The organism is Ochrobactrum sp. 19YEA23, from assembly GCF_029909865.1.
Classification (GTDB): domain Bacteria; phylum Pseudomonadota; class Alphaproteobacteria; order Rhizobiales; family Rhizobiaceae; genus Brucella; species Brucella gambitense.
Window position 1 is genome coordinate 21,704 of the sequence record NZ_JASAMQ010000004.1, and the last position, 12,507, is coordinate 34,210.

A 12,507-nucleotide genomic window follows, 5' to 3' on the forward strand; every position below is an offset into this window, starting at 1 on the left:
TGGAAATCCGCCAATCATGTTAGTGTCTACGTCAACAAGGAGAATGGAATGAGCAAGTTTGCGATCAGAGTTTCAGAAGAAGAGCGGCTTGCATTGATTGAGCGTCAGAAACGACACATCAAACTCCCCGACCAAGCGCAGGCGGCTCTCGTTACCGAACTGAAAGCATCAGTAGACCGGAACACGCTTATCGGCTCTCAAAACCCTGAAAAGTGATCACCCCTCGCCCGGTGGACAATTCCGCCGTGGTGTTGATCGAACCCGGCACAATCGTCATCAGGCAGGATGGCTTTACCAGTGCCACAGCGTCACCGACCGCCGAGACCGGCCAGAGGTGCGGCCTAACCTCAACCGAAGCACCTGACACACTGACAATCTGGTGAAGGTTGTTCCCGCCGATCTGGATGCAATCGCCAATGCTGGCGACATACCCAACAGGCAGACCCGACAAGCCAACCGTCTTTCGATCAGTAGCGATAGACCCGACCGTAACCGCCGATACGCTCCCCATGCCCGTACCGTTCGGATAGGCTACGGGATAGCAGCGGCTTGTCGGCCTGCCCCGGAACTGTTGCAGCCCTCCTTCCAGAGCCTTCAACCGCGCCCGCCAAGCGTCCAATTCATTCGGGCGCATTGATCGGGATTGGTATGAAGCCGTCCAGAGAGGCGAACCGAAGTCCTTGACAAAGGTCTGACCGATATCCGTTCGGCTCGTTTCCTGCCGGTAAACCAGATCAAAGTCAGTTGACCAACCCGGAAAATCGGAAAGGATGTCGTATGGATACGTGATCGCCACTTAGCCACCCCTCCAGTTGCGGGTTTTCTTTGCGTTTCTCATCGTTTCGACAACCCGGCCACTGAATTGCGCCTGCTGCTGGGCCACAACCTGTTCAAGCCGTGCCACCGCTGCGCTGTCAGCACCGCGAGCGTCAATCTGAGGAGCGAAGGTGAAGGAAGCGCCCGACGAACCAGAGGAAGCAGCCTTAAGCGTCGGCATACGTGGCGCGCGAGGAATGGCATTGCCGACATAACCGCCGTTGGCATACCCTTTCAGGCCTCGGCGCATTGCGTCGAGAGCAGCGGGGCCACCAGCTTTTTTGACTGCATCCTTGTCAAAGACGTACTCGCCTTTGTGCACGACGCCTGCCGGTTGGTATTTGTCACCGTTACCGGTGTATCCGCCATCAGCGAAGCCGATGCTCTTCATTAAACCAGTAAGCCAACCGCCTGATGATGTTGCTGCATTGCCGCCGAAGAATTTATCGAAAGCGCTGTTGAGCATCATTTCAGCAAGTTTGTTGAGAATGCCCTTTAATGCATCTTGAAGGCTATTCGCATTCATAATGGCGCCGACTGTGCCAGATTTGACCGTGTCGTAGAATTCGCTCGCCGCCTGTTCGGCATTGCCTTGCGCTTCCTGCACTTTGCGCAGTTCGTCGGCCTGACGGGCATACGCTTCGGAAACTGCATCGATTTTGGCAACTTGATCAGACGAGAGCTTAATGCTCTCCCAGTCCTTGTCACCTTTCTTACGCGCCTCTTCCCGAAGCCGGGAGAGAACATCCTGCTCAAGTTCCAAGGCGGTACGGCGCTTTTCCTGCTCTACATAGGTCAGGCCGGTAATCTTGGCTTCTTCCGCCAAAGCGGAGGTGCGGTCTTTGACTTGCTGGGTGATCTGGAAGAAATAGTCATCTTCCGTCTTTTTGGGAGCGCGTTCTCGCTTAGGCTTTTTGCCTTCAGCCGTACGCGAATTATCGCCGGCAACCTGTGCGGCGGCTATTTCCTTAATCTGCGCATCAGTGAGCTTGCGTCCATCCTTCTCGGCCTGCGCTTTGACCTGAGCAATTTTTGTCTCTAGATCGTACTGCGCCTTGCTGAGAGTAGCGCGCTTTTTGGCATAATCGACATATTCCTGCGTTACCCGGCGCTCTTCCAGCAGTTCTTGACGAGCGCGAGTGCGCCCACCGCGGCTGAATGAAGAAGAGCCGTCGCCAGCAGTAACAGCGGAAAGCTCCCCAGCAGCTTCGCGAGCGGCTTTTGCGACAAGTGCCAGCCTATCTAGAATTGGCCCGATAGCATCGGCAACTTCCTGAAAGTTATAGTCTGCATTAGCCATGTCGAAAAGAGACTGCTTTGCCTCTTCTGCGGACACAGTGCCTTCTTTAACGCCATCACGCAGTCTAGCAAGCTCCTGATACTGCTCAGGAGTAACCAAGCTCATTGATGACACTTGTGCAAACGCGGCGAGCATATTTACCGCAGCTTCTGTCGCAGCCTGCATTTCGTTTTTGGAGGCTTCAACCTCCTTAGTCAGGGAGTTCTGGCGATAGGAATCATTCTGTCGCCCAGCCTCCTCGACAGCGTCACCGGATGACCTGGCAGCTTCTTCCACTTTCTTCAGGCGAGCAGCGAATAGATCCGCGCCCTCGCTCGATGCTCCGATCGTATTGTTGTAAAGGATCAATGACGAGACAACAGCCCCACCAATAATCAAGCCAACTGGCCCAGCGGCAGCGCTAACTCCACCAAGCGCAGTCGCTAGCCCGCCCATTGTTTGGGCGGCAGCGAGCGCCTTGCGGAAGTTATTTAGCGCCGCGATCCCAAGACCAAGATTGGCAATCATGCCAGCAACGGATCGACCGAGTATTGCGCCTGCCAGCACTGCCGCCAGCCTTAGCCCGTTGTCAGCAACCTTGTCGAAGTTGTCGGCAATCACGACGAGCGCGTCAGAAATCTTGCGCGACACGCCAGTGGCGCTATCAGCATTGCCGACATATTGCAGCAGTGCATTGTTCAGCAGCGTGAACCCGTCACCGATCGTCGCCGGCATGGATTCCGCTTCCTTGCGCAGCGTTTCCATTTGGCTTGAAAGCGCCTTAACAACGTCATTTCCAGTGATCTTGCCCTGCGCACCAAGTTTGCGTAGACCGCCGACCGTTGTATTGAGGCCTGCCGCGAGAGCCTCGGCAACACGTCCACCTGAAGCGATGACAGTATTGAGGTTATCTCCAGACAACTTGCCGAGCGCCATGGCCTTTGCCAGAGCATCGATAACACGAGCAGCGCGGTCGCCCTTGGCACCGGACACGACGAGCGCATTATTCAACGCTTCGGTGTAATCCAGTGTCTGGTCGGTGCTATATCCAAGCTCTTTCAGGGCCGTCGCGTTGGAAAGATAGCTTTCAGTTGTTTGGCTCAGATCGGAATATGTGACGCGGGCCATATCGCCCAGGCGCCCCATTACCTCCGTGCCTTTCTCAATCGATCCAGTTGCAAGATTCACACGTGACGTTAGGTCCGTCCACGTGTCTGTCATCTTGCGCAGTTGATCGACGCCAAGAGCAGCTCCTACACCTGCCAATGGCGCGGTCAATCCGCTGAACGATTTGGAAAAAACGCTGTCCAGATTCTTATTCATCTGGCGCGCTCGGCGTTCGATTGCATTGAACTGCCGGTTAGAAACATCATTGGCGCGAGCCAAACTTCTCTCAAACGACTTGAAATCAGCCGAAAGCTGGACAACCAGCTTCTCGATGTCAGTTGCCATGCTCAACAATGTCCTGATAAAGAAAAAGCCCGTGTGAGCGAGCTTTGGAGGTGGGGGATGAAACTCTTAGTGGGCGCCGCGTGCGTCGCCGTAATAGCCTTCGTCGGCTATTTCTTTTGGGGCGAGTATCAGCGACGAGAAGAACAGAAAATTGCTGAATTGCGCGCCGAGAAACTCACGTGCGATACGATGTTGAGCGACTTAAAAGCCAACAAGGCCTCTCAGGATTGGCGAATTATTCACGTTGTAAAGTGCTTAGAGAAAAAACATCTTAGTGATAGCGATTTTGATAGCGATGGCCTGCGAAAGCTTCTTGATGAGGCAAAACCGTTGGTAGGGAAGGTCTGACCCTCCCTACCTCTCACTCACCCATTCCCAAAGATCATCCTTCTCTTTCGCAGAGAGGCCCTTTTGATCTTCCGAGCTGTTCGCCTTCACATATCCATCAACAGCAGCCATAAACTGCCACATGGACATTTTGCGCACATCCTGCGGCGTGAATCCTAAGACAGCGCCGTTTCCGTAGACGGCGGCAAATCTGACTTTTCCGTTGGGGAGATTGTCGAGTTGTTCTCCATCGGACTTGCCGCTGACTGCTCCCCCACAGGCTCATCCTCGACGCCTTGAACCGCTGTTTGAAGGATCACTGTAGCAAATAGCAAGTTTTCAACCGGCGGGCGCTTCTCGACATAGGTTCGCACGAGCTTCGTTGCCGTAGTCGGCTCCATCCCACCACCGATAAGTCCCTGCCGAATGACGTTGGCAATATCGCGGACCCTGCACTGCTTTGTGAAAAGCCGCTCCAGTATTACCCAAGGGCCAGCATCGCAAGCTTCTTCAAGGGCTTCTATTTCGCCCCACCCAAGGCGGAAGGTGTAATCACCGTCCGCCCAGGTCAGTTCAATTTTCGCATCTCTGCTCATTATGGAGCCGTAGGCGTGGAGGTGCGGACCATTTCGCCATCGGACTGCAGCGATACATTCAGCGTAGCACGCTCGCCGTTGTTAGCGCCAATTTCGAGGCTCTCGACGTGCATGTTGCCAGTATAGATGTAGGTCGTGGCGGGGAACTCGATTTCAACCTGTACGGGGATGGAATCAATGCTCTCACCTGCATCCAGCCAATCCTCGACGGATTCGGAAGCCAGAACGCCTTCACCGCTGATGCTCATCGAAAGCGATGCGGCGTCGCGGCCAATCCAGTCGACTTTGTCAGGATTTTCGCAATCCGGAATTGAAACTTCATTGAGGTTTTTGGTCAGCGTGATGGAGCGCTGCGTGAACCCGCATGGCGCGGTATAGACAATCGGCGTAGCGCCGTTACCGATCTTAACGCGGACCTTACCGCCCTTGATCGTAGTTGCTTGTGCCAAACTGGCCTCCATACGAAAAAGGCCACCCAAAGGGCGGCCATGAATAGAGTTTTTGGGGTGGGTTACGGCTGCTCGATAAAGGCCGTGAAGCGGATGGAGGCGTGGTTTACGTTACCATCCCTGATGTAATCGGTTCGCCAGTGTTCAAACGACACTAAGGCATTGTTGGACAGGGTTGGATCCCAGTCTCTGAGCGCCAGACGCACCGCATTCGCGATGTCGCGCATCTGTTTTTGTGGAAGTTCCAGAGACCACGCGTCCAACTGGAACACGATGTCATGACCATAGATGCAGTCGGCATCCTCGGACGTAGTATTGGATGGCCCAATGCTCACATATGGGAAAATCGACGGCGCAACCTGTCCCTGATCATTGGTAGGCGGATTGTCATAACTGCGCTGGCCTATCAAAGCGACAAGGGCAGTATTGCTGCGAAGACGCTGAATGACAGCGCCCTGAAGCTCAAGTACAGGATCCATGCGCTACCCCGCTGCGACTTGTTTCGCGGCCTTCGTGATGGCTCTGCGGATACGGCTTTTGACTTTCTTGCGGTTGGCTCGCCAGGAAACAAAGAAAAATGGCGATGCCTTCACGCCGGGGTTCTGTGTGCCAGCGAACATGCCGCCATTGATGTGCGGCGCCGTACCGAACTCGACGAGATGCGCGTAACGGACCTTCGAATTACCGGCATAGATGGTGATGGTTAGATCACCTGCCATCGCTGATTTCATTGTCGCTATGGCTTGGGCGTATTTAGGTTTCTTCCCCCACGTCCAGCCAATGCTGTCACGCAAGTCGCCATTATCAACAGGAACGAGACGTTTCATCATGTCGATGATTTCGTCTGCTCCTTGCGCCATAGCATCCTGAATAAGCTGCTTGGCAACATCGGGCATACGCTTCATCTTTCGATCAAGCTTGGCGAGGCCAAGGATGGTTGCACCCCTAGCCATCAAGTTTCCTCGCCCTCCACAACGAGCATCTCAATGTACTGCCCGCGCTCGTCCGGATTGACGACGGTCTTGATGCCAAACACGCGGTTGGGCTTGTTCCCAGTCTTCCCCGCCCTCGCATCATAAGCACGCCACGACGCCGTAATCTGTCTTGCCGCTGTGCTGCTGCGAATGGTCAGATTGTACGGCTGCATGGACTGCATTCGCGCGGCCATGACGCTCTCCGCATTGCTGCCGTAACGCGGTTCCAACCTTCCGGGCACGGTGAGTTGGTCCACCCATTCACCGCGAGTACCGCCCCATTCATCGCTTATTTGTTCGCGACGCTGAAACGTCATACGGCAGTTCAGGCTACCGGCACCCGCTAGCTTCGCCATGCTTCAGCCTCGTCTTTTGTGGGAGTTGGAAGCCGCTCGGCTTTGCCAGCGGCAATGGCGCGATTAGCGCAAGGCGTGGTCACTAGCCCGACGTAGCCCGCCGGATAGCGGATCGTCACCGCAGGTTTGGGAATGAAGTCGTAAGTGGCTGTGAAATGGAGCCAGGGCATTACTCTTCCACCAGCAGCGTGCGCCACACCCGATAAGGAGCGAGTAGCGCCCGAACATGACGCGGCAGAACGGCATTGCCTTCGGCTTTCATGTCAGGTTCGCGGTTCTCGTACAGATCAGCTGCGACCAGCAAGATCGCTGCCGTGATGGGCGGGGTTAACTCAATGCCGTCCGGCAAGGTTGGCGTCGCGCCCATTCCCACGATCTCGCGATCAACATATTCCGTGACGATTGCCTCTGCCGCAGCCAGATAGACTTCAAGCTCAGCATCTTCGTCATCATGAAACACACGAAGGTGTTTCTTCAGCAGTTCGAGGTCAACCAGTGCCATCGCCACCACTCTCCGGCGGCGTTTCAGGCTCCGGCTCTGGCTCGGGAGCCGGATTTGGATCGACGATTCCCGCCCCGATGTAGCTCGCCACCCGGCGCTTGCGTGTCTTCGTGTCGGCCATCGCCAACCTCCGTAAACTTCTCGACGTAACCAAGCGCCAGAAGCGGACCGGCTTGCCAGCTTGGAAGATCGGCGACCATGCCTTCGTCCAATCGGCCGTAATTGCCGACCAACGTTTTAAGCGCTTTGATTTTCATGGTTTCCTCGTGAAAAGGGGGCGCCGAAGCGCCCCATCAACGATTAAGGAGTGACAGGCGGATTGACGTCGCCGGTCACGAATGCCTCCGGACGATAGACCGCCAGTGCAAGGCGTTCTTCGATGCGGATTGTGAACATGTTCTTTTCGAAGTCGTCCACGTTCTCGCTCGAAAGCAGAACTTCGATGCCCATACGGTCGAAAATCTGCGCGCCGAGATTGAACGCACCGGTCAGGAACTTGCCTGAGGTAATTGCCTGGGTCTGAACGACTGGCAGATTCCAAAGAGACGGTCCAATCGGCGACTGGGCATTGCCAACAATGTAGTTGCCGCCGAGATCCTTGGTGAGCTCGATCTTGGTCCAGTCAATTGGATTGAGGACAAAACCGGACGCCGGATATTCAGCGAGAATTACCTGCAGAATTGCCAGACGAAGGCGGTCAATTGCCGTCTCGTTCTCTGGGGTGAACGCCGGAGCAAATGCCGTTGCCTGCGGGAGGATACCATGCAGGTTCTGACCCGTACCATCACCGTTCAGAAGCTGGTTCTCTTCCACGAACTTGAGACCATAGGTGCCGCGCGCGTTGATATAGCTCGCAAGGCCCGGAGCGTCGTCGAGGATCTGACGGCTTGCCTTGAAGATATGGGCCAACGTGCGAACGGGCGTGGTTTCCATATCGAAGGTCAGGTCGGACTTGGGCTTCTGAGCGCCTTCAGCGACTGGAGCCGCGTTGTTTGTAAAGCCCGTTTCCTTGACGAATTCGACGCTTGCTGCCGCGGTCTGGCCCGGTGCAATAAGGTCGCGGATCGTCAGCTGACGGTTGGGTGGAGCAATAATACCAGGGACGCGCTGTCCAGGGACAAGCGAGGTTCCAGCTGAACGACCGGTACCAACAGTGGTATTGCCGGACGTAATGTCAGCGCGTTCCATGCCGACACGGATCGAACCGCGCCAGGCGCCAGACACGTCGGTCGACTGGAATTTCTCAGATGCCACGACGATATCGCCGACATCCTGTGGACCCTGGGCAACATCATCGCGTTCGCGAGCGGCGCGCTTTTCCAGTTCGCTAATGCGGGTCGTGGTGTCGCCAAGCTCGGACAGCGCCTTATCAACCTTGCCGGTCAGCTCGGTTGAAACAGTTCCGTGCTGCTGGAGCTGCGTGGTGAAGTCGGTCGCGAGATTGCCGACCTGCTCTTTAATGGAGGCGAGCGAAGCTCCCAGCTCGCCAATGCGTTCTGCTAGTTCAGCCATGAAAGGATCCTTTATTTATTCAAGAGTGGTGTGTTTGCTTCGGCCAAAAGCCGGTTTAGGGCTGCCAAAGCAGCAGCATCCGTCTCGACGTCAGGAGCCCCCTGACCTTCTTTGAGGTAGAGCCGAGCGGCCCGCTCCGCCTCAGAATTCGATAGGTTTAGAAGACCCTTCAAACCGTTCTCGAATTCGCGTTTTGTAATTTCTTCGCCAGTGGCCATCTTGTTGGCCAGCAATTGCGCTGCTTCTGCCTTTGCGGCGTTCGAAGCCTTTACGCGGCGGACATATTCCGGCTCGGTGTTCGCGCCCAATCGGGCCAAGGTCTCGTCAAGTGTGGCAATACGGTCTGCCATACCCCGGTCTATGAGTGCCTCAGAGTAGAACACCCTGCCCTGACCAAATCCGTCTTCGACTTTGGATTTCGTGACGCCGCGCCCATCGGCAACGCTCTGCAAAAATCGACCATAGGACCGATTTACGCTGTCCTGAATGTAGGCCAGAGTGTCCTTGCCGAGCGGTTCGGTTTCGTTGCCTTCGACCTTGTGCTTGCCTGCCGAAATGTAGGTGCGCTTAACGCCAGCCTTTTCCAATGCGGCAGAGATATCGTCGTGTGCCGTATAGACACCGATCGACCCGGCACGCCCGGACGGCGTGACAACGATTTCGTCAGCTGACGACGCGATCCAGTAGGCAGCACTAGCAGCGAGCGAATTGACCTGCGCTATGATCGGCTTTTCACCGCCGCGCAGTTTGCGAATTTCCGTTGCGAGTTCATCCGTGCCCGGTACCGAGCCGCCAGGACTATCAATATCAAGAACAACGGCCTTCACATCCTCGTTGGAAAGTGCCTTGTGCAGTTGGCGCTTGATACCGGCATAAGATGTGCCGCCGCTCATCGCGGAAAACAGGTCCATTCGGTCGGCCAGCACGCCATAAACCGGGATCACTGCGACCTTGCCGTCAATTTCGGCGATTTCCTTTGCGCGAGCATCAGAAACAGCCGCTGCAAATTCAGGTGTGACGAGCTTGTCGCCCGCCACACGTGCCGCAAGAACATCAGCCAAAACGGCCAGTTTTTCGCGCTGAATCGCCCACGGTTCGGCCTCAAAGGCCGTCAAAATGTGTTCGAATTTCATGAATTTCCCTTATCCAGCGCTTGGCTGTGCATCATCCAGCGGGGGCCCGCCGTTGTGTCCGACCATGGACAGAGGCTGCATGGTGCCGTTGACGATCAACTCGTCGCCGCCATCCATTTTTGGCTTGTTCTCGTAAGCTCTGGCCTCGTTCGGCGTGTAGATGCCGTTCTGGACCATCTTCTGCAGGAACTCTGCTCTCGCCTGACTATCGCCGCGCAGCAGACCTTCCATATTGAACTTAACGACGGTCGTTTTGCGGGTCTTTGCATCAAGCAAGTCGCGGTAGATCGCCGATTCAATGCTTCTCAGCATGGGCGTGAGGCAGGTCTTGGTGAACTGCAGGATCAATTGTTCGATCCCGCTGCCCCAAGTCGTCGTGCCATTCGCGGCATGGCCAATCATGACTGGCGGAACGCCGAAGATGCGGCAAATCTGCTCGACGCTGTACTGCCGCGTCTCAAGCATCTGCGCATCTTTCGGGTTGATGGTGATTTGCGACGGGGTTAAACCCGCCTCAAGTACCGCGATCCCACCAGCCTTGTCGGCACCGGCAAATGCCTGTAACGATTCCGCGATCTGCTTGCGCTGATCGGCTTTCAGAACCTGATCCGACGACAAGACGACCGAAGCCATCATGCCGTTCTTGAACATACGGCCCGACGTCTTCTCGCCGGCCATGGCGTTACCTATCACATTGCGCTGTGCGGCAATTGGCGAAAGCCCACGATCACAACCAGGCATGACCAACCCGCGGACGTGAAGCATATCTTCTTCGCGGATTTTGCGGACGCCGCCCTTCTTGCCGTTTTTGTACTGCTCGGTGATTTCGTAGTAGCGGTTGTTCCGATCATCGCGCTTTACGTCGACGCAAAGCGGATTGAACGGGTTCAACGCTACCAGCCGATCGCCATTTTTCTTCTTTTCGGCGAAGAAATTGCCATCAAGGCAGAGGCAAAGGGCAGCCATGCCCCAGAAATCGGATGCACTGTCGTCAAGATTCGGCAAATCGTGCAGCAGTTCGTACAGCGGATTCTCGCGGTCGACGTCAACGCCATCACCCTTGTAGACATTGCAGGGTAGCGTTTTCACTGCATTGGAAATCAGGTTCACACACGCCCAGACAGCATCAAGCTGCATCGCGTGTTCATAAGTGACCGTCTCACCGCTTGTCGTCGACATTCCAAAGAATGCGCGCCATGGGCCGGAAAGAAGCCCGAAAGGCTTCCCGACCCAAGTCAAAAGGCCCATGGGCACTCCTACCAGGTTATGGTGATCATGTTGTTGACGAAGTCGTCGATGTCGGCTGGCTCGATCGGTGTATCCATCGCCACGCCAACCGCCATTGCCAGTGCAACTGCCGCGTCAATGCGCACCGATGCCTTCGTTTTGACAAACCACCGGTTGTCTTGCGGGTCGCGGTCGAAGGTAGCGCCCATCAGGGCGGTCATGAGCACCGGATTGCGCCGCATTCGAATGCGACCGTCGATAATCATGTCCTCTAGCGCCAGCACCGAACCTGGCATCCACAGGCCTTGCGGCGGTGGCAGGTTTGCGGCTTTCGCCGCTTCTACCTTTGCAGGCTCGGGCCGAGCCCGAACCTTACCGCCCTGCGGGTGGGCGACATGTTCAATGTCCAACCCGAGCGCTTCGACTTCTTCGCGGAACTTGTCGTAGGCGTAGCGGTCATAGGCGATGGCTTGAATGTCAAAGGTCTGATCGATTTGCTGGACCCTCGAGGCTACGAAATCATATCGAATTCGCTTGCCCGGCGGGGCATTCAACCAGCCCTGCTTTACCCAAAGCGAATATGGGGCCTTGTCAGCCTGTTCTCGCGCTTCCAGCGTATCAGCCGGCGTCCAAGCCTCCACCCACGCATCAAACGTCGGTAGATTGACGGTAGATCCGTCCTCGCGCTCCATTTCTTTGAAGCCCGTGGGCACAACGCATGCCAGAACGGTCATGTCCTTGCTGCCGGACAGGTCGACGCCCATGAAAACCGGCTTGTCATCATGTTCGACTTCCGGGTCGAAGTCATCCATTACGCTTTCGACGGTCTCGCGTGGCATCCATGCCTTGTCTGCATCAGTCCAGCAGCAGAAATGCAGGCGGAGAATACCGTTCAGCTTGCCTGGCATTTGCTTTGCCTGAGCGACAACACCAGCCAGATATTCCTGCGTCAGGATAACGCCGAGAAGCGGGTTAGCTTTCTTCCAGCAGGTTTCATCCTTGAGCGGATCGTCGCCCTTGTCCAGCGCGCAGATGTAGGAAAACGTCGTGTCGTCGATTACCTCGCCGACATAGGTAAAATCCTCGTCTGGTGTCTGAGTACCAGCAGCCACCTTGACGGCATGCTCGTGCTCTTCCCAGCAAATGCTGTTTCGATCGCTACCCGAATTCGTAATCATCAACAGCAATGGCTGGCGACGAAACTTGAAGCCGCGTTCCAGCATTTCCATCGTCGAGCGGTCTGGATGTTCGTGGACTTCGTCGCATAGCGCAAAATGCGGACGCGGACCTGAGCCAGACTTGCCGGAATCCTTCGAGATCGGGCGAAAGAACGATTGTGACTTGTGATGCGCGATATTGAATTCTCGACCGATACCGCCACTAAACTTCAACCGTTCGACCAGAGCAGGAGCGGCGCGCACCATTTTGACGGCATCCTGGAAAAGAATGCCGGCCTGTTCTTTCTTGGCAGCCGCAGCATAAATCTGGGCGCCAGCTTCCTTATCTGCAATCAGACCGTACAGACCGACACCGCCAGCAAACGGAGACTTACCGTTGCCCTTGCCTTCTTCGATGTAAGCACGGCGAAAGCGGCGCGATCCGTCGGCACGTTTCCAGCCGAACAGCGAACCAAGCTTGAAGGCCTGTGAGTCGTGCAGTTTGAAAGGCTTGCCTTCGAACTGGCCTTCGGAAAGCTTTAGCCGACCTTCGAAGAACCGAAACACGCGATCAGCAGCATCGTCGTCCCAGTAAAGCCCGCGCTCATGGCCACGTTCGAGATCGTCAAAATGGCGGCGACACGCATTGCGAACGTGGGGGCCAGCTACTTCTCTGCCATCAATGACAGCTTGCGCATAAGCGCTAACACGCTCAAGCGCAGGCATA

Annotated in this window: 16 protein-coding genes; 2 read left to right on the forward strand and 14 right to left on the reverse strand. The window is 55.8% G+C overall.

All coding sequences use genetic code 11. From position 1 onward, the window contains the following. Positions 1-48 precede the first annotated feature (48 nt). Positions 49-216, forward strand: a complete 168-nt coding sequence (locus QBD01_RS11505; RefSeq protein WP_280992913.1) for a hypothetical protein — start codon at positions 49-51, stop codon at positions 214-216. On the opposite strand, the gene QBD01_RS11510 is transcribed toward QBD01_RS11505, so the two are convergent. Together QBD01_RS11510 and QBD01_RS11515 are read right to left on the reverse strand one after the other, a co-directional pair. Then, positions 188-796, reverse strand: coding sequence for a hypothetical protein (locus QBD01_RS11510; RefSeq protein ID WP_280992914.1), 609 nt, complete (start codon positions 794-796; stop codon positions 188-190). The two genes, QBD01_RS11505 and QBD01_RS11510, sit on opposite strands and share 29 nt — an antisense overlap. Beyond that, the gene (locus tag QBD01_RS11515; protein ID WP_280992915.1) at positions 797-3,547 is read right to left on the reverse strand and encodes a tape measure protein; all 2,751 of its coding nucleotides are present in this window, start codon (positions 3,545-3,547) and stop codon (positions 797-799) included. A gap of 57 nt (positions 3,548-3,604) precedes the next feature. Between QBD01_RS11515 and QBD01_RS11520 the strand changes: the two genes are divergently transcribed. After that, positions 3,605-3,895 carry a hypothetical protein gene (locus QBD01_RS11520; protein ID WP_280992916.1) on the forward strand — a complete coding sequence of 97 codons (291 nt, stop codon included), beginning with the start codon at positions 3,605-3,607 and terminating at the stop codon, positions 3,893-3,895. 155 nt (positions 3,896-4,050) lie between these two features. Here the strand turns inward: QBD01_RS11520 and QBD01_RS11525 are convergent, their stop codons facing one another. The 12 genes from QBD01_RS11525 to QBD01_RS11580 form a co-directional block, all read right to left on the reverse strand. After that, the gene (locus QBD01_RS11525; protein WP_280992917.1) at positions 4,051-4,470 is read right to left on the reverse strand and encodes a gene transfer agent family protein; all 420 of its coding nucleotides are present in this window, start codon (positions 4,468-4,470) and stop codon (positions 4,051-4,053) included. Then, complete coding sequence (locus tag QBD01_RS11530; protein WP_280992918.1) at positions 4,470-4,919, reverse strand: phage tail tube protein; 450 nt, start codon at positions 4,917-4,919, stop codon at positions 4,470-4,472. Before QBD01_RS11530 ends, QBD01_RS11525 begins: the two co-directional genes overlap by 1 nt. Positions 4,920-4,981: 62 nt before the next feature. Further along, on the reverse strand, positions 4,982-5,398 hold the full coding sequence (locus QBD01_RS11535; RefSeq protein ID WP_280992919.1) for a DUF3168 domain-containing protein: 417 nt from the start codon (positions 5,396-5,398) through the stop codon (positions 4,982-4,984). 3 nt (positions 5,399-5,401) lie between these two features. Beyond that, the gene (locus QBD01_RS11540; RefSeq protein ID WP_280992920.1) at positions 5,402-5,872 is read right to left on the reverse strand and encodes an HK97-gp10 family putative phage morphogenesis protein; all 471 of its coding nucleotides are present in this window, start codon (positions 5,870-5,872) and stop codon (positions 5,402-5,404) included. Next, positions 5,872-6,249 carry a head-tail adaptor protein gene (locus QBD01_RS11545; RefSeq protein WP_280992921.1) on the reverse strand — a complete coding sequence of 126 codons (378 nt, stop codon included), beginning with the start codon at positions 6,247-6,249 and terminating at the stop codon, positions 5,872-5,874. Before QBD01_RS11545 ends, QBD01_RS11540 begins: the two co-directional genes overlap by 1 nt. Continuing rightward, positions 6,237-6,419, reverse strand: coding sequence for a hypothetical protein (locus QBD01_RS11550; protein WP_280992922.1), 183 nt, complete (start codon positions 6,417-6,419; stop codon positions 6,237-6,239). Before QBD01_RS11550 ends, QBD01_RS11545 begins: the two co-directional genes overlap by 13 nt. Next, positions 6,419-6,751, reverse strand: a complete 333-nt coding sequence (locus QBD01_RS11555; protein ID WP_280992923.1) for a head-tail connector protein — start codon at positions 6,749-6,751, stop codon at positions 6,419-6,421. Before QBD01_RS11555 ends, QBD01_RS11550 begins: the two co-directional genes overlap by 1 nt. Continuing rightward, positions 6,738-6,872 carry a hypothetical protein gene (locus QBD01_RS11560; RefSeq protein ID WP_280992924.1) on the reverse strand — a complete coding sequence of 45 codons (135 nt, stop codon included), beginning with the start codon at positions 6,870-6,872 and terminating at the stop codon, positions 6,738-6,740. Before QBD01_RS11560 ends, QBD01_RS11555 begins: the two co-directional genes overlap by 14 nt. A gap of 179 nt (positions 6,873-7,051) precedes the next feature. Then, entirely contained in the window at positions 7,052-8,263 is a 1,212-nt protein-coding gene (locus QBD01_RS11565) for a phage major capsid protein (protein WP_280992925.1), read from the reverse strand. An 11-nt stretch (positions 8,264-8,274) separates the two neighbouring features. Continuing rightward, a complete protein-coding gene (locus QBD01_RS11570; RefSeq protein WP_280992926.1) occupies positions 8,275-9,396 on the reverse strand; it encodes a S49 family peptidase in 1,122 nt (373 codons plus the stop codon). A gap of 9 nt (positions 9,397-9,405) precedes the next feature. Next, the gene (locus QBD01_RS11575; protein WP_280992927.1) at positions 9,406-10,644 is read right to left on the reverse strand and encodes a phage portal protein; all 1,239 of its coding nucleotides are present in this window, start codon (positions 10,642-10,644) and stop codon (positions 9,406-9,408) included. An 8-nt stretch (positions 10,645-10,652) separates the two neighbouring features. Beyond that, entirely contained in the window at positions 10,653-12,506 is a 1,854-nt protein-coding gene (locus QBD01_RS11580; protein WP_280993286.1) for a terminase TerL endonuclease subunit, read from the reverse strand. Position 12,507 lies beyond the last annotated feature (1 nt).

Coding starts and splice junctions, on each gene's coding strand:
- QBD01_RS11570 (WP_280992926.1), bottom strand. CDS start 9,396: ATGAAATTCGAACACATTTTGACGGCCTTTGAGGCCGAACCGTGGGCG.
- QBD01_RS11505 (WP_280992913.1), top strand. CDS start 49: ATGAGCAAGTTTGCGATCAGAGTTTCAGAAGAAGAGCGGCTTGCATTG.
- QBD01_RS11565 (WP_280992925.1), bottom strand. CDS start 8,263: ATGGCTGAACTAGCAGAACGCATTGGCGAGCTGGGAGCTTCGCTCGCC.
- QBD01_RS11535 (WP_280992919.1), bottom strand. CDS start 5,398: ATGGATCCTGTACTTGAGCTTCAGGGCGCTGTCATTCAGCGTCTTCGC.
- QBD01_RS11525 (WP_280992917.1), bottom strand. CDS start 4,470: ATGAGCAGAGATGCGAAAATTGAACTGACCTGGGCGGACGGTGATTAC.
- QBD01_RS11550 (WP_280992922.1), bottom strand. CDS start 6,419: ATGCCCTGGCTCCATTTCACAGCCACTTACGACTTCATTCCCAAACCT.
- QBD01_RS11515 (WP_280992915.1), bottom strand. CDS start 3,547: ATGGCAACTGACATCGAGAAGCTGGTTGTCCAGCTTTCGGCTGATTTC.
- QBD01_RS11520 (WP_280992916.1), top strand. CDS start 3,605: ATGAAACTCTTAGTGGGCGCCGCGTGCGTCGCCGTAATAGCCTTCGTC.
- QBD01_RS11545 (WP_280992921.1), bottom strand. CDS start 6,249: ATGGCGAAGCTAGCGGGTGCCGGTAGCCTGAACTGCCGTATGACGTTT.
- QBD01_RS11555 (WP_280992923.1), bottom strand. CDS start 6,751: ATGGCACTGGTTGACCTCGAACTGCTGAAGAAACACCTTCGTGTGTTT.
- QBD01_RS11580 (WP_280993286.1), bottom strand. CDS start 12,506: ATGCCTGCGCTTGAGCGTGTTAGCGCTTATGCGCAAGCTGTCATTGAT.
- QBD01_RS11560 (WP_280992924.1), bottom strand. CDS start 6,872: ATGGCCGACACGAAGACACGCAAGCGCCGGGTGGCGAGCTACATCGGG.
- QBD01_RS11540 (WP_280992920.1), bottom strand. CDS start 5,872: ATGGCTAGGGGTGCAACCATCCTTGGCCTCGCCAAGCTTGATCGAAAG.
- QBD01_RS11575 (WP_280992927.1), bottom strand. CDS start 10,644: ATGGGCCTTTTGACTTGGGTCGGGAAGCCTTTCGGGCTTCTTTCCGGC.